The organism is Microbacterium sp. Ld4, from assembly GCF_045066555.1.
Taxonomy (GTDB): domain Bacteria; phylum Actinomycetota; class Actinomycetes; order Actinomycetales; family Microbacteriaceae; genus Microbacterium.
Map to the genome: position 1 here is coordinate 581,009 of NZ_JBISHE010000011.1, position 18,390 is coordinate 599,398.

The following is an 18,390-nucleotide window of genomic DNA, read 5'->3' on the forward strand; positions in this document are numbered from 1 at the left end:
TTGTTGGGCGAGACCAAACCCTGACTATGAGGTGAGCGCATGAGCCATGCCGACGACACCACCGCGTTCGTCGAGCCCGACGACGGCGACGAGACCGCCCTCGACCCGCGGTCGCTGATGGTCTTCCGCGCGGTCGGCCGGCGCGGCTCGATGAGCGCGGCCGCCGCCGCGCTCGGGTGGACGCAGCCCGCGGTGAGCCAGCATGTTCGCCGGCTCGAGCGCACCCATCGCGTGCCGCTGATCGCGCGGCGCGGGCGCGGCATCGAGCTGACGCCGGCCGGTCACGACCTCCTCTTGCATGCGGATGCCGTCGCGGCGACCCTCCGCGACGCCGAACGCGCGATGCGCGCCCACGCGCAGGCCGAGGCGGGCGTGGTGCGGGTCGTCGCGTTCCCGTCGGCGATGGCGACGATCGTCTCCCCCGCCGTCCGCGCGCTCGCAGACAGTCACGGCGGGCTGCAGCTGGAGCTGACGCAGCTCGAGCCCCCCGAGGCACTCCGGAGCCTCGCCCGCGGCGAGTGCGACATCGCGATCATCTTCGAGTACGCCGAGGAGCAGCTCGAGCTCGGCGCCTTCGTCCCGCATCCGCTCGCCGATGATCCGCTGATGGCGGTGCTGCCGGCATCCCACCCGGAGGCAGACGCGGATGCCGTCGCCCTCGACGACCTCGCCGGCGCACGCTGGGTCGCCGGGTGCGTCAACTGCCGGCGGCATCTGCTGCACTCGACCGCGCGTCACGGGTTCGCGCCCGACATCCGCCACAGCACCGACGACTACGTGGTCGTGCAGGCGCTCGTCGCCGACGACCTCGCTGTGGCCGTGCTGCCCGCCCTGGCGCTCGCCGCGAGCCGGCATCCGGCCGTCGCGACCGTGCCGATCGTGGGCGAGCCGCCGCGGCGGGTCGTCGCGCTGACCCGGCCGGGAGGCGTCTCGATCGCGGCGGTGGGAGAAGTGGTGCGCGCCCTGCGCGCGGCGGCACGCTGATCGCACGGTAGGTCGGGGGCCGCGCTGGGTCAAGGCCCTGCGGTGCGGGTCGCGGCCGCTCTTAGCGTCTCGGGATCGACGGGCCCCCGGAACTTCTCCGGTGCGCCGAGCCGAGAGGAGAAGCAATGGCCATCTGCGACATGTGCGGCAACGAGTACGACAAGACGTTCACGCTGACGCGAGGCGAGGACTCGGGCACGTTCGACAGCTTCGAGTGCGCGATCCACGCGATGGCGCCGACCTACGGACACTGCGGCTGCGCGATCATCGGTCACGGCGTCGAGGACGGCGGCGGCATCTACTGCGGCGCGCACTGCGCTCGCGCCATGGGCGACTCTTCGATCGTCGACCGCGCGCGCAGCGGATCGTCGCACGGGTCGACCGGTGCTCAGCCGGGTGCTGCGGCCGACGACGGCGGCAGTCATCCGGTTCCGAGCGACGTGACCGCCGGCGACATCCCGCCGCTGACCGAGACCCCGTGACGAGGCGCCGGACCCACCGGCCCCACCCAGAAAGGACGATGAGATGACGACCGATTCGACCCCCGACGTGCCGCTCGACCCCGACACCGGGCTTCCGCAGGAGCCTGTCACCGGAGCGACCGGCGATGATGCCCAGAACGCTGAGGCCCAGAACGCTGAGGCCCAGGATGCTGAGCCCCAGAGCGCCGACGAGGTGAGGACTCACCCGACGCTCGGCGCGACCGACGACCCCTCGATCTGACGCTCGCGGGCGCGTGCTCGCTGCGGACGTCAGTCGGTGTCTCGCGCGAGCGCGCGCAGCGGCGACTACCACGAGACCGCCGTAGTCCCAGTGGATACGACATCCGACGGCATCCAGCCGACAGGCTGTGACGTTCTCAGCTCTTCTTGACGGTGAAAGAAAGAGTGGGACCGAGTGTGCGCTTGAACTTCTTCGTGTCCTTCGGGAGGAACCTGACCGATACGAGGTGCGATCCCACCTTCATCGACGCAGGCAGCGTGATCGCACCCTTGCCGTTCTTGACCTTGACGCTGCCCAGCTTCTGCGAACCACTGAAGATCAGAGCAGTTCCCGAGGCTTTCGCGCAGGCGCGCGCGACCGGCGCCCGTCGCGTCGTCGCGGCCAGTTACGTCCTCGCGCCGGGCCACTTCGCCGACGTCATCGCTCGCGGCGGCGCGGACGTCGTCACCGCGCCACTGGCTCCCGACGACGCGGTCGCCCGCATCGTCGCCGAGCGCTACCTCGCCGCCGCCGGCGCCGTAGCTCACGCCGCCTGAGCCGGCGTCGCCCACCCCGCGAAAGCGCTCCTTCGTTCCGAGCGCGCTGTTCGCTGCGCGGCATCCAATGGCGCGCTCGGCACGAAGCGGCGCGCTCGGCCACGGACGCTGCGCGGCTCAGGCGAGCGCGGGGTGCAGGTGGGCGGACTCCAGCGCGACGACAGCCTGCTGCGCGCCCGCCGCGAGGCATCCGTCCACGTCGGCGCCCGCCAGATGCGCGGCGAGGAACCCGGCGAAGAAGGCGTCGCCCGCGCCGTTGGTGTCGACGAGGTCGACGGATGCCGCGGCCACGGCGTATCGCGTGCCCTCCGCGCCCAGCGCGATCGCGCCTTCGGCGCCGCGCGTACAGACCGCCATGCGTGGGCCGCGGTCGACGCACGATCGCAGCAGCGCCCACGGGTCGTCGACCGCGTCATCGTTCATGAAGACGACCTCGGCGGCACGCAGGAACGGCTCGTGGAATGCCGAGGACCCGTCGTAGTCGTGGAGGTCGGTCCAGACCGGGGCGCCGACGCCACGCCGGATCAGTTCGGCCCCGAAGGCGCCCAGATCGACGACGGCGACCTCGGCGGTCGCCAGATCGGCGAGCGACGTTTCCACAGCCGACTCGTCGGCGGGCGACGGGGTGGCGACGTACAGCGACACCCGTCCGCCCTCAGCGGTCATCAGGTTCACGTGCTGCTCGGTGACCGCGCTCACGTGCCGCACCACTTCGACTTCGGCGCGCCGCAGCGCCTCGGCGACCGCCACGCCCTCGGCATCCTCACCGAGCAGGGCGTGCAGTCGGACGGCGACACCCGCATCCGCCAGGTGCACCGCCTTTCCGGCCGACGTGCCCCCCACGGTGTGCACCGAGGCAGAGGCGAACTGCATGTGCGGAACGGGCTCGGGGAGGCGATCGAGCAGGATGAGGTGATTCCACGCGGCGGGCCCGCAAACGACGACGGTCATGCGCCCAGTCAAGCGCAGCGTCAGCCGATCGGCTCGGCGATGTCGTCGGCGCGGCGGCCCCCAGCACGGACGGCGCCCACCGACGCGGCGATCACGAGGACGATGCCCGCCATCTCCCAGACGGTGAGGTGCTGCCCCAGCAGGAGGAATCCGGCCAGCGCCGCCGTCGCGGGGGCGAGGGCCATGAGGATCGAGAACGCCGCCGCGGGGAGCCGACGGAGCGCAATGAGCTCGAGGGCGTACGGGATCGTCGACGAGAGCAGAGCGACCGCCGCGCCCAGCGCGACCAGGTCCAGCCGCAAGAGGTCCGCGCCCGCGTTCGCGATACCGAACGGGAGCGACAGCACGGCTGCGAAGGTCATCGCCAGCGCGAGCCCGTCCAGCCGAGGGAAGGCAGCGCCGACTCGCGCCGACGCGAGGATGTAGAACGCCCAGCTCACCGCGGCGCCCAGCGCGAAGAGCACGCCGAGGAGGTCGAGGCGGTCCCACCCGCCGCCGTGAGCGGGGTTCCCCGCCACCGTCGCCAACCACCTCGAGTCGATCGCCTAGATCGACGTCGCCCGCCCGCCCCGGTGACGGGCGGGCGGGCGATACGGAGGCCAGAGGTCAGCTGCCGAGCTTCGAGAGCTCCTCGAACTCGTCGTCGGTGAGCTCGATCGTCGCGCCCTGCAGGTTGTCCTCGAGGTGCGAGACGCTCGAGGTGCCCGGGATGGGGAGCATGACGGGCGAACGCCGCAGCAGCCAGGCGAGCGCGACCTGCGCGGGCGTGGCCTGCTTGCGCTCGGCGATGTCGGTGAGGGGCGAGTCGGCGCCGGTGAGTCCGCCGGTGGCGAGCGGGAACCACGGGATGAAGCCGATGTCCTGCTCCTCCGACCAGTCGAGGAGAGCCTCGGCGTCGCGCATCTGCAGGTTGTAGAGGTTCTGCACCGAGACGATCGTGGCGATCTCCTGCGCGGCCTTCACCTCGTCGATGGAGACCTCGGAGAGGCCGATGTGGCGGATCTTGCCCTCGTCCTGGAGCTTCTTGAGCTCGCCGACTTGGTCTTCGAGGGGCACCTTCGGGTCGATGCGGTGCAGCTGGAAGAGATCGATGCGCTCGAGGCCGAGGCGGCGGAGGCTGGTCTCGGCGCCCTGGCGGAGGAACTCGGGGCGGCCGAGCGGAGGCCACTCGTTGGGGCCGGTGCGGGTCAGGCCCGACTTCGTGGCGATGACGACGTCGTCGCCGTAGGGGTGGAGCGCCTCCTTGAGGAGCTCCTCCGCGACGTACGGGCCGTACGATTCTGCGGTGTCGAAGAAGTTGACGCCGAGCTCGACGGCGCGCTTGAGGACGCGGATCGCCTCGTCGTGGTCTTTCGGCGGACCCCACACGCCGGGGCCGGTGAGCTGCATCGTGCCGTAGCCGAGCCGGTTGATCTCGAGGTCGCCGCCGAGGCGGAACGTGCCGGACGACTGCGCGGGCTGGGTGGGTGAGCTGTTCGTCATGCGAGGGTCCAGCGCCCCGGGGGCCCGGATCATTCCCCCGGCGGCGCCCCGGCGTGTCGCGTCAGCGCGCGACGGGGCGGTATCCCGCCGGCGTCTCGATCAGAAGCTCGATGTCGCCGGGCGCGGGCCAGGCGCCCAGTTCGCCGACGCTGCGGTCGGCCTCGTTCCACTCGTCCAGGGCCTCGGGCGCCCAGTCGGAGCCCTCTTCGACGTAGACGCTCGCGAGGGCGCCGTTCTCGACGACCAGCCGCACTTCGAACGTGCGATCGTTCAGCGCACGGAACCGTCCGATGACGGGGAACGTCGCCTGCGCGGGCACCGCCGCAGGAAGGTCGGTCGGGGCGTCGAGCTGAGCACCGGGCCAGAACGAGGCGTCGTCGCCATCGCCGTAGTCGATCATCTGCGCGGCGGCGAGCTGAGCGCGCAGTTCGGGTGCGCCATAGGCATCGGTCGCCGCGAGCAGGTGCGCGGCGAGCTCGCGAATATCAGCGGGCACGGGCACGAGCGTCTCGGTCGCCTCGTCGAACTCGTCGGGCGTGTTCGGGTCGACACCGTCGACCTTCCGTCCCATCCACCACGAGGCAAGGGCGAGACCGGCCTCGCCGGCGGCGATCCAGTGGCGCGGGCGGCGGGCACCGGCGCGCACGAGCCCGTCGTGCATCCGCGCATCGACCGCCTCCCCCGCCTCGGCGAGCCCGAAGGCGACACCGGCGGCTCCCGCGACGAGCGCGGCACGCCCGACCGGCGGGATGGTGCCGCTGCGATCGGCAGAGCGGATGCTGGCGGCGGCCATCCACGCGCTCGCGACGGCGGTGGCGGTGCGGTAGGCGACCCGCCGTCCGACCGTCAGCCGGCGCGGCTCGATGAGCGCGAGCGCGGCGATCAGGGCGGTCGACACGATGCCGTGGGGCACGCTCGACGCATCGTTCAGGGCACTCGTCATTCGGCGGGTCCTCATGCGTCAAGCGTATGCGGTGGCACCGACCCCCGCCTCTTCACGACCGCGCGAACGCTCCGGGGGTGTGCCCGAGCACCCGGCGGAAGTGCCGCGTCAGGTGCGCCTGGTCGTAGAACCCGGCGGATGCCGCTGCGGCGGCGATCGTGGCGCCGCCGAGCAGGTGGCGGCGGGCCACGTCGACGCGGCGCGCGGTGAGGTAGCGGTGGGGCGGGATGCCGTAGGTCGCCGTGAAGACGCGGGAGAGGTGCCCGGGGTGGGCGTGCAGCATCCGTCCGGCGTCGGCGAGGGTGATGCCGCGTTCGAGGCGCGATTCGAGGAGGTCGCGGAGTGCCGCCGCCGCGGCGGGGTCGCGGGACTGCTCGGAGCCTCCGGCGATGCGGCCGGCGATCGTGAGAAGCGCCCATTCGGCGGCGAGCTCGTCGCCCGGGCTCGCGAGCGCGGCGTGGGCTGCGCGGGTGAGGCGCAGCAGCTCGGGCTGACCGGGGCGGTCGACGACGGTGCCGGTGCGCGCGCCGGCGACCCACGCGGCATCCAGGTACGCGACGCGTTTGGTGAAGCCGGCGCTGCCGGGGGCGGCGCGGCCGTCGTGCGCGACGCCGGGGGGCAGGAGCGTCGCGGCCGAGCCGTCGGCGATGCGGGTGCGACCGCCGAGGTCGTAGGTGACGGCGCCGCGGTCGACGAGCATGAGCGCCCAGTCACCGTGCACGTGCGCGGGGTAGGCGTGCGTCGTCATCTTCGCGTGCAGCACTTCGCTGACGCCGGGGACGGCCGGCTTCCAGGCGTGGATGCGGGCGGCGGGCGGCATGTGAGAAACGTACAAGACTCCCCCGGCGCCGGCTCCGCACACTGGCGGGGTGGATACTCCTGTGCGCTTTCCGACCCGTATCGCCCTCGTCCTCCGGAGCGGGCTCGAACCGTGGCAGGGGATCAACGTCGCCGCCTTCCTCGCGAGCGGGGTGACCGACGAGGAGCTGAAGGGTGAGCAGTACGTGGATGCCGACGGCACGGCGTACCTGCCGCTGCTGGGTCAGCCGGTGATGGTCTTCGAGGGCGACCGGGCGACGCTGGGCGCGGTGCGCGCGAAGGCGGTCGAGCGCGACATGCGGGTGGCCGTGTACGACCGGGGGATGTTCTCGACGGGGCACGATGCCGCGAACCGGGAGGTGGTGGCAGCGGCATCCGGTGTCGATCTCGATCTCGTGGGTGTGGCGATCCACGGGCCCAAGAATGCGGTCCATCGCCTGCTCAAAGGGGTGCCCCGGCACGGGTGAGGGCGGGGCCGCCGGGGGCGGCCCATTCGGGCGCTCGATCTGGGAGCATCGAAGCATGCACATCATCACCACGACGCAGCTCGCTGAGGCGGCTCCTGCGAACCTGATCGACGTCCGCGAGCCCGACGAGTTCGCTGCCGGCCACGTGCCGGGTGCCCGCAACATCCCGCTCGCGACCGTTCCCGACCACCTCGAGGAGCTGCGCGCTCTCGATGACCTGCACCTGATCTGCCAGGTCGGCGGGCGCAGCGGCCGCGCGGTGGCGTTCCTCGAGCACCACGGCGTCGAGGCGACGAACGTCGACGGCGGCACCGGTGCGTGGATCGCCGAGGGCCGTCCGGTCGAGGCCTGACGCTCCTCCCCCGACGGAAGTATCTCGCATGCCCTCGGAACGTCACCCAACGATCAGCCTCGACTTGACCAGAAAAACCGCGGTCGTGACCGGGTCGACGCAGGGCATCGGCCGGGCGATCGCTCGTCGCCTCGCCGAGGCGGGCGCCGACGTGGTCGTCAACGGCCGCAATGAGCAGCGGGTCGCCGAGACGGCCGTGTCGCTGAGCGGCGAGGTCGGCGCGACGGTGCGTGGAGTGGCCGCCGACGTGACGACGGCCGAGGGCGCGCAGGCGCTGATGGATGCCGCGGGCGACGTCGACGTGCTGGTGAACAACCTGGGCATCTTCGGGTCGACACCCGCGCTCGAGATCGATGACGACGAGTGGCGCCGGTTCTTCGACGTGAACGTGGTGAGCGCGGCGCGGTTGACGCGGCTCGCGCTGCCCGGGATGACGTCGCGTGGCTGGGGCCGGGTGCTGAACATCGCGAGCGATTCGGCGATCGTGATCCCCGAGGAGATGATCCATTACGGCGCGTCGAAGAGTGCGCTGCTCGCGATGTCGCGCGGCTACGCGAAGGCGGCGGCCGGCACGGGCGTGACGGTGAACTCGGTGATCGCCGGGCCGACGCACACCGAGGGTGTCGAGGACTTCGTCTACGAGCTGGTCGACCGGTCTCTGGGCTGGGATGAGGCGCAGCGCGAGTTCATGCGCACCGCGCGGCCCCAGTCGCTGATCGGGCGGCTGATCGAGCCCGAGGAGATCGCGAACATGGTCGTCTACCTCGCCTCACCGCTCGCGTCGGCGACGACCGGCGGTGCGCTGCGCGTCGACGGCGGGTACGTCGACAGCATCCTGCCCTGAGGCCGGCGCGCGCGGGCCGGCTCACCGACGAGATTTTGCTTCACGAGAAGATCGTTTGCCAGCAGGTGTCCACCGTGGAGGAGGCTGAGTCATGACGAAGAAGCACCGCGATCGGGTCCTTCTGGCCGGTGCGCTGGTGGTTGCTGTCGCCGTCGCGTTGTCCGCGCCGGTGGCGGCATCTTCGGGCGCGCTGGCGGGTCTGGGTATCGCGGCCGTTACCGTCGTCCCCGCGCTGCTCCTGCTCGGCGTGGTCGCGTTCGTGACGCGCGCCAAGGACACGGACAAGACCGCTTTCGATGTCCTTTCTCCGCAACGCACCGCATCCGTGCGCGAGGAGGCGGGCCGACGACCGCGGTCACGTCCGAGTGCGGAGGGTGACACGTCGCACGAGAGGTGACGTGAGCACGGGCCCGGGCGCAGGTCACGGAGGCTCGAGCCCAGGACCTGGCGCGCGTCGAGGCGGCGCGAGTGACAAGCGTGCCGGGTCAGAACAGTGCGGGGTCAGAACAGTGCGGGGTCAGAACAGTGCCGCGTGAGAACCGTGTCGGGTCTGAACGGCCCCGGGCCCGAACAGTGCTGGGCCCGAACAGTGCTGAGTCAGAACGGCGTCGGATCAGAACGATGCCGGGCCCGTGCCGCGCCAGGCCCGCACGGTGCCCGGCGCGCACGGTGCCAGGCCCGCACGGTGCCAGGCCCGCACGGCGGCAGGCCCGAACGGTGCCAGGCCCGCACGGCGGCAGGCCCGAACGCGGCCAAGCCCGAACGGCGCCACGTCAGATCGAACCGCGCCGGGTCAGAACGGCGCCGGGTCAGAACGGCGCCGGGTCCGACGACGGCGATGGCTCGGCAGGGGTGAACGCGACGACCGGGGTGGGTGCGTCTTCGCGATACGTTCTGCCGAGGGGTGAGGTCCATTCGAGGACGCCACCCGACAGTTGTCGCACCCTCCAGGCGGTGAATTGCTTCATCGAGTGATGCCGCTGGCACAGGTGTCCCAGGTTTCGGATCTCGGTCTTGCCGCCGAGCGCGTGATCGCGCGTGTGGTCGACCTCGCAGCGGATCGCGGCCATGCGGCATCCAGGGAATCGGCAGTGCTGGTCGCGCGCTTGCAGATATCGGCGCATCGCGTGCGGCACGCGGTAGGTGTCGACGGCGAGCACGGTGCTGGTGACGGGATCGGTGACGAGCCGCTCCCACGACGGGGTGTCGCCGGCGAGGCGTCGCGCCGTGTCGGCGTCGATCGGTGACCGGCCGACAAGGTCGCTCGGAACGTTCGCGCCGGCGAGCGCGAGGGCGGGGATGACGACCTGCACCCGTGCCCGGATCGCGCCCAGGGGCCCCGCCGTCGTGTCGTGGGTGTCGTCGAGCGCGGGGGTGCCGGCGAGCAGCAGGTCGGCGAACATGTCGGCGCGCACTTGATCGGTCGTCCGAGCATCGGTCTCGATGACCTCCCGCCGGTCGCCCACGCCGGCAGCGAACGCACGCTCCCCCCGCGTGTCGACGATGGCGCGCGCATGGCGGGTGAGCCGGTCGTGGATGCCTTCGGCGATGACCGTCGGAAGCGTCGCAACGAGGTCGGACATGCCGTCTCGGCCGGGCACGAGACGTACGGCGCGGCCGGCGGCGGCGTCTCGGTGTCGCTCGGTGAAGGAGCGGGGGTGCATCTGCTGGGCGAGGATCTCGATCTCGGCGCGCACCCGATTGGGAGTGTCCCTCCGGCACCGCTCGATCGCGACGGCTTCGAACGCAGGCCGCACCTCTGCCGGCAGGTTCGCGCCGGCATCGATGATCACGAGGACGTGGCCGCGGGTGATGCGGCCGCCCTCCCACGCTGTGAGGGCCGCGGGATAGTCTTCGACGATCGTCCGCGCTTCGTTGATGCGACGCTGCACGGTTCGATCGGTCACCTTGAGCGCCCCGCCGAGTTCGGCCGAGATGGAGCGCAGCGCCATGTCGTGCGCCTGCACGCGTGCGGGCGAACCCTCAGCCTGCTGTTCGGCGAAGCGAGCGGCGCGTGCGAGCACTTTGGTCTGCACGATCTGCATGTGCGTCAACAGCCTGTCGACGCTGACCACATCGTGGACGAGACCGGCCAGCAGCGTGGCCTGCTCCCCCGCGCCGCGGGCCTCGTCGATGAAGGTCATGCTCCCATTCTTGCGAGGGCCTCCGACATTGACGCCGGTGTGTGCACAGGTCGGCGAGACGCGCGCTAGCCCGCGGCATCACCCGCAGACTGCGCCACCGGCACGCACCGTCACCAGCACACTGCGCCACCGGCAGGCATCCCGCCCAGCGCACCACACCGCCCGTGGCGCCCGCGCCGCGCGCACCGCTACGGTGACCAGATGAGCGACACACAGGCAGGCTGGTACGACGACGGTTCGGGCACGATGCGCTGGTTCGACGGCACGGCGTGGACGGAGCAGACTCAGCCGCCCGCTCCCCCGCAGCCCGGCATCGGCGGTTTCATCGATCGGGCTCAGGCCGATGCGGTCGCGGGCGCGCAGCCTCGGCCGGCGCAGGCGGGCATGAGCTACGTCGTGCTGCAGGTGGTGCTGAAGGAGAAGATGTTCGGCAGCGGGTCGAACAACCTCACCGAGCTCGAGCGTGCGATCAACGCGCAGGCCTCGCTCGGCTACCGCCTGCACACCATTACGACGGCCTCGTCGGGCAGCACCGGCTTCGGCGGGGGCGACCGCATCCAGGCGACGCTCGTGTTCGAGAAGCTCGTCTGACCGGCGCTCATCCGTACACCCGCCGGAGCACGAGCCGCTGGCAGAGCGTCCAGATGACCGTGGTCAGCAGGTAGAGCCCCGCCGCGAGCGGCACGAACAGGGCGACGACGGCGGTGGCGAACTGCAGTGCGCCGAGCAGCCCGGTCGGCACGCGGACGGCTCCCTCGACGGGGGCGATGCGGAACAGTCGCCGCGTGACCTCGCCGACAGCCGCGACGGTGAGCACGAGGCATCCGATCACGAGCCAGGTCACGGGCTCGGCCGTTCCCAGCGCCACCGCGCCGACGAGACTGACGCCGAGGGGCACGTCGAACAGCGTCTGCGTGAGCAGGTCGTTGGCGTGCCCGGCGATCGCCCCGTGCAGGAAGACGGAGTACAGCAGCCCGACGATCGGCGCCTGGATGAAGATCGGCAGGCACCCGGCGAACGGCGATGCTCCCTCGGAGCGGTAGAGCGCCATGATCTCGCGCTGCAGGCGTTCGGGGTTGCCGCGGTGACGCGTCTGCAGGTCGCGTAGGCGCGGGGCGAGCCGGGCGCGCGTTTGCTCGGCTTTCGCCTGCGCGATGCCGGCGGGAATGAGCCCGGTGCGCACGACGAGGGTGACGAGCACGATGGCGAGCGCGGCCGAAAACGCGCCGGTCGCCGGGGCGAGCAGGGTGGTCAAGGCCATCAGGCCGGTGCAGGTGAGGTCGAGCAGGGTCGAGACGATCGGGAGGTCGGTGAGGTCCACGGGGCATCCGTTCTTCGGAGCGATCAGGGTCGGCTGATCGGCCGCGAAGGGATGCCGGAGCGCGGGCGCTCGGGCAGGTCGACGCTACGCGGCCGCAGTCACCTGATTCGGCCCGCGCCGGCGGATGTGTCCGGGCGCGTCGGGGTCGCTCTGCGTCAGCGGAGCGGTGAGTTCGGCGCGGCGGGTGGGATGCGGGGGCGATCCGCCCTGGCCGGTGTGCACGGTGGCCGCGATGACGGCGGCGACGAGCAGGGCGACCGCGAGGGCGACGACCACGACGGTGACCGACGAGCCGCTGGTCAGCGGGTCGACGGAGGCGAGCATCCCGATGAGCCCGAGCATCGCGCGGACAGCGCTGACGACGATGTCGATCATGCGCGCCCCCTCGGTTCTCGCCCGGTTGGGGTTCAGGCTACCCGCGCGGGGCGGTTTCCGTCAGAGACCGCATGGGCGGCGAGCGCGATGACGCCGAACCCGGGGATGACGAGGAGTGCCCGGCCCCCGTAGTCGCCCGCGCCGGACGCGGGCTCAGCGCCGCGCTGACGGCGAACGCCACGACCTCGCGACGACGACCGTCGACGGTGGCGCTGGCGCCTTGATCTCGAGACGGTCGCGACGTCGAGCACCCGTGCGCGTGTGGACAACACCCCGATCCGTGCACCCTCACCCCCTAGGGTCGGACCCATGGCATCGACGGCGTCCGCGTACCTGACCGGCTTCGGCCGCTACCTGCCGGGCGATCCGGTCGACAACGACGGCATCGTGAGCCGTCTCGGCGGCGACGACGCGGTGACCGCCCGCATCCGTCGTCGCGTGCTCGACGCGAACGGCATCCGTCAGCGCCACTACGCGCTCGACGAGCGGGGCGAGCCGACCGAGCTCAACGAGGAGCTCGCGGTCAAGGCGCTCACTGCCGCGCTCGACGACCGCGGCATCGAGGCGGGCGACCTGCGCATGCTCGCGACCGCGACGACGATGGGCGACGTGCTCGTTCCGGGGTTCGCGTCGATGGTGCACGGCCGCCTGGGCGGCGGGCCGATGCAGCTGCTGTCGGCGTCGGGCGTCTGCGCCTCGAGCCTCGCTGCCCTGGATGCCGCGGTGTCGAAGATCAAGCTCGGCGACCATCCGCGCGCCGCGGTCGTCGGGTCGGAGCTGTCGAGCCGCAGCCTCCGCCAGCGCCGGTACGACGGCATCCGCGCCGGCATGGACTCGCACTTCCTCCGGTGGATGCTCTCGGACGGAGCCGGCGCGGTCGTCGTCGAGTTCCAGCCGCATCCGACCCGCCTGTCGCTCCGCGTCGACTGGGTGAGGCATGTCTCCCTCGCGCACGAGCACGACGTCTGCATGCGCGCCGGGATGGACGGCCCCGAACCGGTCGTCGGGTCCACGTGGCAGGACCTGCCGGTCGACGACGCGGCCGCGGCGGGGATGTTCCTGCTCCGCCAGGACGTCCGCATGCTCGACGACCTCGCCGGCGCGGGCCTCGCCCAGTTCGAGGAACTCGTCGACATCGGACTCGTCGACATCAGCCATCTCGACCACGTCATCTGCCACTACAGCACCAACGCGTTCCGCGATCTCGCCTTCGACGGCCTCCGAAAGCGCGTCCCGACGCTCGACACCGACCGCTGGTTCTCGAACCTCGAGACCTGCGGCAACACGGGGTCGGCCAGCATCTTCATCGCGCTGGAAGAGGCGTTCCGCAGCCGACGCTTCGCCCCCGGCGAGACGATCCTCCTCGCCGTGCCCGAGTCGGGCCGGTTCTCGTTCGCGTTTGCCCACCTGACCGTCGTCGCCCCACCGCAGCAAGGAGCACCTTCATGACCGCATCCGCCACCGTCGACACGCTCGCCGACCGCCTCGCCGACGTCTGGACCGATCTCGACGAGCACCTCTCCCGCGTGCCGATCCTGCAGCGGTTGGATGCCGGTACGGTCACCCTGCACGACTACGAGCGGTTGCTCTTCAACCTGCGGCAGCAGGTGGTCGACGGGTCGCCGTGGATCTCGCGGGCGGCATCCAACTTCGACATCGCCCACTTCGACCTGCGCGCGGCGGCGATCAAACATGCCGAGGAGGAGCACCGTGACTATCTGATGCTGGAGCGCGACTACGTGGCGATCGGCGGCACCCTCACCGAGCTGCGCGCGGGCCGCAAGAACCTCGGGTCGGAGGCGCTGTCGGGGTACATGTTCACCTACGCCGACCGGCCGAATCCGACCGGGCTCCTGGGCGCGATGTTCATCATCGAGGGACTCGGTGCGCAGCGTGCGGCCGGGTGGGCGGCACGCTTCCAGGAAGTGCTGGGGCTCGCCGACAACCAGGTGAACTTCATGCGGTACCACGAGGTCGCCGACGGCAACCACACGGGCGACCTCGAGGCGATCCTGACCTCGGGGATCATCACCGACGAGGACGCGAACGAGATCGTCCGATGCGCGCAGGTCGTCGCGCGCCTCTACGCACTGCAGCTCGAAGAACTGGATCGCTGACGTGGCGAAGCGGCCGCCGCTGCCGGTGGTGCGGGAGTTCGTGAAGAGCGATCCGAGCATGTGGGAGGCGATCTATGCCGACCCATCGGTGCCGCTCGACCGCGCCGTGGTCCGGCAGATCATCAACGACCAGCGGCGGCTGTCGCGACGGTGGCTGTATCCGGTCGCGCGGGTGTTCTCGCGCGTCGTCGTGGGGGTCGTGTCGGTCGTGAAGCGGGTGCTGCCGTTCCGGTGGATGCCGCTGTCGGTCATGGACGCGCTGTGCGTCTGGTTCCTGCGGCACTTCGTGTCGCCGAGCGCCGTCGACCTGCTGATCCGCCACTTCGTCGTCGAGACGAACCTCGTGAACTTCATCATCCGGAACACGCCCGTCGACATAGAGCCCGTGACGCTGCGGCCCACGGCGCTGTCGGGGCTCGGCGATTCGGCGGTCGTCGAGCACGACGTGAACGTCTACGACGTGCTGATCGCGCTCGACACCGTGCGGGTGACGCAGCGCGACGAGCTGAGCTTCGACCAGCTCGACATTCCGAAGCTGGATGCCGAGCGGCACGTCCGCCGGCTGATCCGCCTCGACATCCAGACGGCGCTCACGTTCATGAACATCCCGTTCTCGATGGCGTTGACGGTCGAGGAGTATCGCCGCGCGGTGCACTCGATGAAGTTCGACGACTCGTTCCTCGAGATCCTCACGACGATCACGGGCGACGACACGTTCCGCGCGTGGAAAGTCGGGGCGCTGAGCCTCTGGATGGATTCGAACGTCGACGTGCCGCAGATGGTCTACCGGCACGCGCTTGTCTGCGAGTACGCGCACGCGCATCTGGTGAAGCTCGCCGGCGGCGAGTACCCGCGCGACACTGCGGCGACGTTCGATTGAGGGCGTCGCGGGGCGTCGCGCCGAGCTCCTGCGGAAGTTCGGCGTATTGCTTCACACCGGGTGCACGACAGTCCGACGTCCTCGATGTCATCCAAGACGGAAGGATGCCGGTCGGCGTGGCTCTGGTGCGGGTCACGCCGACCGGGCGGTTGCGCTAGCGCCCTAGCCGCTCGAGGCGGAGCCGCGCCATGTCTTGCGCGCGGGGGCCCGAGCCGAGGGCACGCTCGGTCACCCGCAGGATGAGCCGGGTCGCGGTCTTCACCGGCAGCCACGAACGTCGGAGGCCCAGCATCCGTCGGATGCGCGGCGGCAAGGTCGCGACCGCCGCGGCGAAGAGCACGCGGTAGGCGACGCCCATCATCCCGGTGAACGGAGGCTTCTTAAGGAACCGCACGACGTCGTCGACGCGTTCGTCGCGGCGCAACTCGCCGCGGTCGAGAAAGCCGTCGAGTTCGGCGCGCAGAGCGGCCTCGGTCAGCGGCGGGTCGGTCAAGCGCATAAGGCCCCCCGCGGTGGCCCAGTCAGCGACGTACGCGTCGGCGCCACCGGGGATCGCGCGACCGTACGCCTCGTGGCTTCGCAGGAACGCGTCGGTGAAGGCGAGGTGCACCCAGCGCACCAGGTCGGTCTGCTCAGCGGTGTAGGTGCGGGCCGAACCGTCGCCGGCGACGTACTCGCCCTGCACGCGCTGGTGGAAGCGGCCGACGCGGGCGGTCTCGGCATCCGCTTGTGTCGTCGACCCGTAGGTGAGGGTGATGACCCAGCGGACGGTGCCGGTGAGGCGCCCGATCGGATCGTCGCGGTACCGCGACCAGTCGTGCACCCCGGCGAGCGCGCCCGGATGCAGAGCCTGCAGGAGCAGGGCGCGGATGCCGGCGACCAGGGTGCCCATGCCTGCGTGAACCGTCCACGCGGGGCCGTTCTCGACGAAGTAGCCGGCGTCGTCGCCCTCCGCGATCGCCCGGACGTAGGGCGGCATCCCGGTCGGGTCACCGGCGAGCGCGGTGAGCAGACGGGCGCGAAGCCGCGTCACGTACGGAGGGGTAGCGGGTGGTGCGGGGGTCACGGTTCCAGCGTGCCACCGCTGTGAGGTGGTGGGGCGGGCGGATGCCGGATTTATGCGTCAGCGGCGGTGGCGAGCTCGCCGTACCCCATCGCGATGAGGAAGGAGAGCACGGCGAGCACGATCGTGACGGGCACCATCGTGTTCCGCTCGGGCGTGCTGCGCGAAATCGCGTTCAGAAGGATTCCGAGCACGAAGTACGCGAAGACGATCCACATGCCGACCTGGGCGACGACGTCAGGCACAACGTCGATCGCGCGAACACGATCCCAGGCGAGGACGGCGATCAGCGCGTAGATGAGGGTCGAGACGAGGCTGCCGATGCGGAGCCGCGTCGGCAGCACGCGGTGCTGGCCACCCCAGGCGAATCGCCCGAGCGGAGCGCCGAGCGCGAGCGTGATCTGGAAGACCGCGAGCAGGGCGAGGATGACGGTGAGCACGAGCGCGAAGGGCACTCGGTCAGGCTAGCGGGAGCGGTCGTGGGACCGCCGAGCCACGATTGGCGTGATGAATTACAGAGCGCAGCCCGAGAGCGGCGCCGCAGAAGATGTCGTACGTTCGAGGACTTACCGACCCCGCACCCTCGCAGCTAAAGAGAGCCCGACCATTCGCCATCGCACTCCTCGATGCGCCAGTTAGAGACTTCGGCGATCCCTCCGTAGCCCCTCGGCCTTCAACTTGGTCCGCGAATGCGTCGCCGTGCGCTCAGCTGAGGGCGCTCCCTCCAAGACATGAGGCCTCGCAGTCTGTCGGGGCCGGGTCCTCTTCCATTGTCGGAGCAACTTCACCAGATCTACGACGGCAACCAGCGCGACTACCGCCGCGATCGCCCAGACGGCGACTGTGACAGTCTCAACGACTGAAATCGCCAGCTCCAACTTCTCGACATTGAGTTGATCGAGCGTCGTGCCGAAGCAGGTGTCGCCAAAGCAATCGTTCAAGTAGTCGGCGTCAAGCCGAAAAGCCGCAGCGACCGCGTTCAAGGCAACTGCCGAAAGGGAGAGGATGACAATTCCAAGCCCAGAGAGCAGGACACGCTGAATGTTGCTCGCATCGGGCTGATCGTTCCGCCTATGGCGCCTGATCTCGAGAAAGATCGTAATTATTGCGCCGACAAAGGCGGCCCACCCCGCCAGTTGCTCACCCATGCGCTGATCGTATCGCCGGCGCGGGCGACCGCCACTCAGTGCTGATGCGGCGAAGGTTTGTCGACTTGCGAGCTCATGTCGGGCCGGTCGGCGGAACCGCCTCAAGTCACCCAAACACCCGCCTGAGCACCAACCGCTGCCCCAGCGTCCACGTCACGGTCGTCAGCAGATAGATCCCCGCCGCGAGCGGCACGAACACCGCCACCACCGCGGTCATGAACTGCAGCGCCCCGAGCATCGCCACCGGAACCCCCGGCGCTCCCTCGACCGGTGTGATCCGGAACGCCCGTCGCGTGATCTCCCCCACCGCAGCGATCGCCAGCACGAGGCATCCGATCACCAGCCAGGTCGCGAGGCCGGCGGTTCCGGTCGACACGGCGTGGAGCAGGCTCGTGCCGAGCGGGACGCCGAGCAGGGTCTGCGACAGCAGCTCGTTGGTGTGCCCGGCGAGGTTCGGGTGGATGAACACGGAGTAAAGCAGGCCGACGATCGGCGCCTGGATGAGGATCGGCAGGCAGCTGGCGAACGGCGACACGTTCTCGGAGCGGTAGAGCTCCATGGTTTCGCGTTGCAGGCGTTCCCGGTTGCCGCGGTAGCGGGTCTGGAGTTCCCGCAGGCGCGGCGCGAGCCGGATACGCGCCTGGTCGGCTTTGGCTTGCGCGATGCCGGCGGGGATGAGTGCCGCCCGCACCACGAGGGTCACGAGCACGACGGCGAGCGCGCCCGCGAACGCTCCCGTCCACGGGGTGAGGAGCGAGGTCAGGCCGATGAGGCCGCAGGAGGTGAGGTCGAGCAGGGTGGAGATGACAGGCAGGGTGGTGATGTCCACAGGGTTCCGTTCGTCGAAGCGATCAGGGTCGACTGATCGGCCGCGAACGGATGCCGGGGCACCAGGTGCCAAGACGGTTCGACGCTACGCGGCCGCAGTCACCTGACCGGGCCCACGACGGCGGACGTGTCCCGGTGCATCGGGATCGCTCTGCGCCAGCGGCGCCGTGAGTTCGATGCGGCGGGTGGGATGCGGGGTGGACCCGCGAGTTGCTGCGTGGAGCGCGGTCGCGAGGAGCGCGAGCGTGAGGACGGCGAGCGCGAGGAGCGCGACGGTAAGGGCGGGGGCGCTCATAGATGGGTCGACAGCGACGATGCGCCCGAGGACTTCGATAACGACGCGCAGGAAGGGGACGATCGCATGGATCATGATCGCCTCCCGGTTCGACGGGTCATGTGGAACCGAGGCTAGC

The 18,390-nt window shown here is 70.7% G+C and carries 25 protein-coding genes; 12 read left to right on the forward strand and 13 right to left on the reverse strand.

Annotation, left to right across the window (positions count from 1 at the left end; genetic code table 11):
- Positions 1-39: 39 nt before the first annotated feature.
- The 4 genes from ACJJV7_RS10125 to ACJJV7_RS10140 all read left to right on the forward strand — a co-directional run bounded on the left by ACJJV7_RS10125 (position 40) and on the right by ACJJV7_RS10140 (position 2,243).
- Positions 40-984, forward strand: coding sequence for a LysR family transcriptional regulator (locus tag ACJJV7_RS10125; protein ID WP_405375142.1), 945 nt, complete (start codon positions 40-42; stop codon positions 982-984).
- Positions 985-1,109: 125 nt separating this feature from the next.
- Positions 1,110-1,466, forward strand: coding sequence for a hypothetical protein (locus tag ACJJV7_RS10130; protein ID WP_405375141.1), 357 nt, complete (start codon positions 1,110-1,112; stop codon positions 1,464-1,466).
- A 43-nt stretch (positions 1,467-1,509) separates the two neighbouring features.
- Positions 1,510-1,707, forward strand: a complete 198-nt coding sequence (locus ACJJV7_RS10135; RefSeq protein WP_405375140.1) for a hypothetical protein — start codon at positions 1,510-1,512, stop codon at positions 1,705-1,707.
- 257 nt (positions 1,708-1,964) lie between these two features.
- Complete coding sequence (locus tag ACJJV7_RS10140; protein ID WP_405375138.1) at positions 1,965-2,243, forward strand: sirohydrochlorin chelatase; 279 nt, start codon at positions 1,965-1,967, stop codon at positions 2,241-2,243.
- A 117-nt stretch (positions 2,244-2,360) separates the two neighbouring features.
- Here the strand turns inward: ACJJV7_RS10140 and ACJJV7_RS10145 are convergent, their stop codons facing one another.
- The 5 genes from ACJJV7_RS10145 to ACJJV7_RS10165 form a co-directional block, all read right to left on the reverse strand.
- Complete coding sequence (locus ACJJV7_RS10145; RefSeq protein ID WP_405375136.1) at positions 2,361-3,194, reverse strand: carbohydrate kinase family protein; 834 nt, start codon at positions 3,192-3,194, stop codon at positions 2,361-2,363.
- Between the two features lie 20 nt (positions 3,195-3,214).
- Positions 3,215-3,712: an EamA family transporter gene (locus tag ACJJV7_RS10150; protein WP_405375134.1), complete on the reverse strand. Its 498-nt coding sequence runs from the start codon at positions 3,710-3,712 to the stop codon at positions 3,215-3,217.
- A gap of 88 nt (positions 3,713-3,800) precedes the next feature.
- Positions 3,801-4,676, reverse strand: a complete 876-nt coding sequence (locus ACJJV7_RS10155) for an aldo/keto reductase (RefSeq protein WP_405375132.1) — start codon at positions 4,674-4,676, stop codon at positions 3,801-3,803.
- A gap of 61 nt (positions 4,677-4,737) precedes the next feature.
- Complete coding sequence (locus ACJJV7_RS10160; protein ID WP_405375130.1) at positions 4,738-5,634, reverse strand: hypothetical protein; 897 nt, start codon at positions 5,632-5,634, stop codon at positions 4,738-4,740.
- A gap of 37 nt (positions 5,635-5,671) precedes the next feature.
- A complete protein-coding gene (locus tag ACJJV7_RS10165; protein ID WP_405375128.1) occupies positions 5,672-6,439 on the reverse strand; it encodes a helix-turn-helix domain-containing protein in 768 nt (255 codons plus the stop codon).
- A 49-nt stretch (positions 6,440-6,488) separates the two neighbouring features.
- Here ACJJV7_RS10165 and ACJJV7_RS10170 point away from each other — a divergent pair, with 49 nt between their 5' ends.
- The 4 genes from ACJJV7_RS10170 (at position 6,489) to ACJJV7_RS10185 (ending at position 8,498) form a co-directional block, all read left to right on the forward strand.
- A complete protein-coding gene (locus tag ACJJV7_RS10170) occupies positions 6,489-6,905 on the forward strand; it encodes a DUF2000 family protein (RefSeq protein WP_405375126.1) in 417 nt (138 codons plus the stop codon).
- 55 nt (positions 6,906-6,960) lie between these two features.
- Positions 6,961-7,257: a rhodanese-like domain-containing protein gene (locus tag ACJJV7_RS10175; RefSeq protein WP_405375124.1), complete on the forward strand. Its 297-nt coding sequence runs from the start codon at positions 6,961-6,963 to the stop codon at positions 7,255-7,257.
- Between the two features lie 52 nt (positions 7,258-7,309).
- Complete coding sequence (locus tag ACJJV7_RS10180; RefSeq protein ID WP_405376163.1) at positions 7,310-8,101, forward strand: SDR family NAD(P)-dependent oxidoreductase; 792 nt, start codon at positions 7,310-7,312, stop codon at positions 8,099-8,101.
- Between the two features lie 91 nt (positions 8,102-8,192).
- Positions 8,193-8,498: a hypothetical protein gene (locus tag ACJJV7_RS10185; protein ID WP_405375122.1), complete on the forward strand. Its 306-nt coding sequence runs from the start codon at positions 8,193-8,195 to the stop codon at positions 8,496-8,498.
- 412 nt (positions 8,499-8,910) lie between these two features.
- Here the strand turns inward: ACJJV7_RS10185 and ACJJV7_RS10190 are convergent, their stop codons facing one another.
- A complete protein-coding gene (locus ACJJV7_RS10190; RefSeq protein ID WP_405375120.1) occupies positions 8,911-10,245 on the reverse strand; it encodes a DUF222 domain-containing protein in 1,335 nt (444 codons plus the stop codon).
- Positions 10,246-10,446: 201 nt separating this feature from the next.
- On the opposite strand from ACJJV7_RS10190, the gene ACJJV7_RS10195 reads away from it, so the two are divergent.
- Positions 10,447-10,836 (forward strand): DUF2510 domain-containing protein, encoded by a 390-nt coding sequence (locus tag ACJJV7_RS10195; protein ID WP_405375118.1) that lies wholly within the window; start codon positions 10,447-10,449, stop codon positions 10,834-10,836.
- Between the two features lie 7 nt (positions 10,837-10,843).
- On the opposite strand, the gene ACJJV7_RS10200 is transcribed toward ACJJV7_RS10195, so the two are convergent.
- Complete coding sequence (locus tag ACJJV7_RS10200; protein ID WP_405375116.1) at positions 10,844-11,566, reverse strand: YidC/Oxa1 family membrane protein insertase; 723 nt, start codon at positions 11,564-11,566, stop codon at positions 10,844-10,846.
- 84 nt (positions 11,567-11,650) lie between these two features.
- Entirely contained in the window at positions 11,651-11,941 is a 291-nt protein-coding gene (locus tag ACJJV7_RS10205) for a DUF6412 domain-containing protein (protein WP_405375114.1), read from the reverse strand.
- Between the two features lie 309 nt (positions 11,942-12,250).
- On the opposite strand from ACJJV7_RS10205, the gene ACJJV7_RS10210 reads away from it, so the two are divergent.
- The 3 genes from ACJJV7_RS10210 to ACJJV7_RS10220 are packed head-to-tail and all read left to right on the forward strand — an operon-like array spanning position 12,251 to position 14,938.
- Positions 12,251-13,390, forward strand: coding sequence for a 3-oxoacyl-[acyl-carrier-protein] synthase III C-terminal domain-containing protein (locus ACJJV7_RS10210; RefSeq protein ID WP_405375112.1), 1,140 nt, complete (start codon positions 12,251-12,253; stop codon positions 13,388-13,390).
- Positions 13,387-14,058, forward strand: coding sequence for an iron-containing redox enzyme family protein (locus tag ACJJV7_RS10215; protein ID WP_405375110.1), 672 nt, complete (start codon positions 13,387-13,389; stop codon positions 14,056-14,058). Before ACJJV7_RS10210 ends, ACJJV7_RS10215 begins: the two co-directional genes overlap by 4 nt.
- 1 nt (position 14,059) lies before the next feature.
- Positions 14,060-14,938, forward strand: coding sequence for a DUF6999 family protein (locus ACJJV7_RS10220; RefSeq protein ID WP_405375108.1), 879 nt, complete (start codon positions 14,060-14,062; stop codon positions 14,936-14,938).
- A gap of 154 nt (positions 14,939-15,092) precedes the next feature.
- On the opposite strand, the gene ACJJV7_RS10225 is transcribed toward ACJJV7_RS10220, so the two are convergent.
- The 5 genes from ACJJV7_RS10225 to ACJJV7_RS10245 all read right to left on the reverse strand — a co-directional run bounded on the left by ACJJV7_RS10225 (position 15,093) and on the right by ACJJV7_RS10245 (position 18,347).
- Positions 15,093-15,971, reverse strand: coding sequence for an oxygenase MpaB family protein (locus ACJJV7_RS10225; protein WP_405375106.1), 879 nt, complete (start codon positions 15,969-15,971; stop codon positions 15,093-15,095).
- Positions 15,972-16,054: 83 nt separating this feature from the next.
- Positions 16,055-16,456 (reverse strand): hypothetical protein, encoded by a 402-nt coding sequence (locus ACJJV7_RS10230; protein WP_405375104.1) that lies wholly within the window; start codon positions 16,454-16,456, stop codon positions 16,055-16,057.
- A gap of 180 nt (positions 16,457-16,636) precedes the next feature.
- Entirely contained in the window at positions 16,637-17,149 is a 513-nt protein-coding gene (locus ACJJV7_RS10235; RefSeq protein ID WP_405375102.1) for a hypothetical protein, read from the reverse strand.
- A gap of 106 nt (positions 17,150-17,255) precedes the next feature.
- Entirely contained in the window at positions 17,256-17,978 is a 723-nt protein-coding gene (locus ACJJV7_RS10240; RefSeq protein ID WP_405375100.1) for a YidC/Oxa1 family membrane protein insertase, read from the reverse strand.
- Between the two features lie 84 nt (positions 17,979-18,062).
- Positions 18,063-18,347, reverse strand: coding sequence for a DUF6412 domain-containing protein (locus ACJJV7_RS10245; protein ID WP_405375098.1), 285 nt, complete (start codon positions 18,345-18,347; stop codon positions 18,063-18,065).
- Between the last annotated feature and the right edge of the window lie 43 nt (positions 18,348-18,390).

Excerpts from the sequence above, each read along its gene's own strand:
- ACJJV7_RS10155 (WP_405375132.1), bottom strand. The coding sequence starts at position 4,676 with ATGACGAACAGCTCACCCACCCAGCCCGCGCAGTCGTCCGGCACGTTC.
- ACJJV7_RS10245 (WP_405375098.1), bottom strand. The coding sequence starts at position 18,347 with ATGATCCATGCGATCGTCCCCTTCCTGCGCGTCGTTATCGAAGTCCTC.
- ACJJV7_RS10210 (WP_405375112.1), top strand. The coding sequence starts at position 12,251 with ATGGCATCGACGGCGTCCGCGTACCTGACCGGCTTCGGCCGCTACCTG.
- ACJJV7_RS10215 (WP_405375110.1), top strand. The coding sequence starts at position 13,387 with ATGACCGCATCCGCCACCGTCGACACGCTCGCCGACCGCCTCGCCGAC.
- ACJJV7_RS10175 (WP_405375124.1), top strand. The coding sequence starts at position 6,961 with ATGCACATCATCACCACGACGCAGCTCGCTGAGGCGGCTCCTGCGAAC.
- ACJJV7_RS10125 (WP_405375142.1), top strand. The coding sequence starts at position 40 with ATGAGCCATGCCGACGACACCACCGCGTTCGTCGAGCCCGACGACGGC.
- ACJJV7_RS10205 (WP_405375114.1), bottom strand. The coding sequence starts at position 11,941 with ATGATCGACATCGTCGTCAGCGCTGTCCGCGCGATGCTCGGGCTCATC.
- ACJJV7_RS10130 (WP_405375141.1), top strand. The coding sequence starts at position 1,110 with ATGGCCATCTGCGACATGTGCGGCAACGAGTACGACAAGACGTTCACG.
- ACJJV7_RS10160 (WP_405375130.1), bottom strand. The coding sequence starts at position 5,634 with ATGAGGACCCGCCGAATGACGAGTGCCCTGAACGATGCGTCGAGCGTG.
- ACJJV7_RS10145 (WP_405375136.1), bottom strand. The coding sequence starts at position 3,194 with ATGACCGTCGTCGTTTGCGGGCCCGCCGCGTGGAATCACCTCATCCTG.
- ACJJV7_RS10185 (WP_405375122.1), top strand. The coding sequence starts at position 8,193 with ATGACGAAGAAGCACCGCGATCGGGTCCTTCTGGCCGGTGCGCTGGTG.
- ACJJV7_RS10195 (WP_405375118.1), top strand. The coding sequence starts at position 10,447 with ATGAGCGACACACAGGCAGGCTGGTACGACGACGGTTCGGGCACGATG.
- ACJJV7_RS10235 (WP_405375102.1), bottom strand. The coding sequence starts at position 17,149 with ATGGGTGAGCAACTGGCGGGGTGGGCCGCCTTTGTCGGCGCAATAATT.
- ACJJV7_RS10190 (WP_405375120.1), bottom strand. The coding sequence starts at position 10,245 with ATGACCTTCATCGACGAGGCCCGCGGCGCGGGGGAGCAGGCCACGCTG.
- ACJJV7_RS10135 (WP_405375140.1), top strand. The coding sequence starts at position 1,510 with ATGACGACCGATTCGACCCCCGACGTGCCGCTCGACCCCGACACCGGG.
- ACJJV7_RS10165 (WP_405375128.1), bottom strand. The coding sequence starts at position 6,439 with ATGCCGCCCGCCGCCCGCATCCACGCCTGGAAGCCGGCCGTCCCCGGC.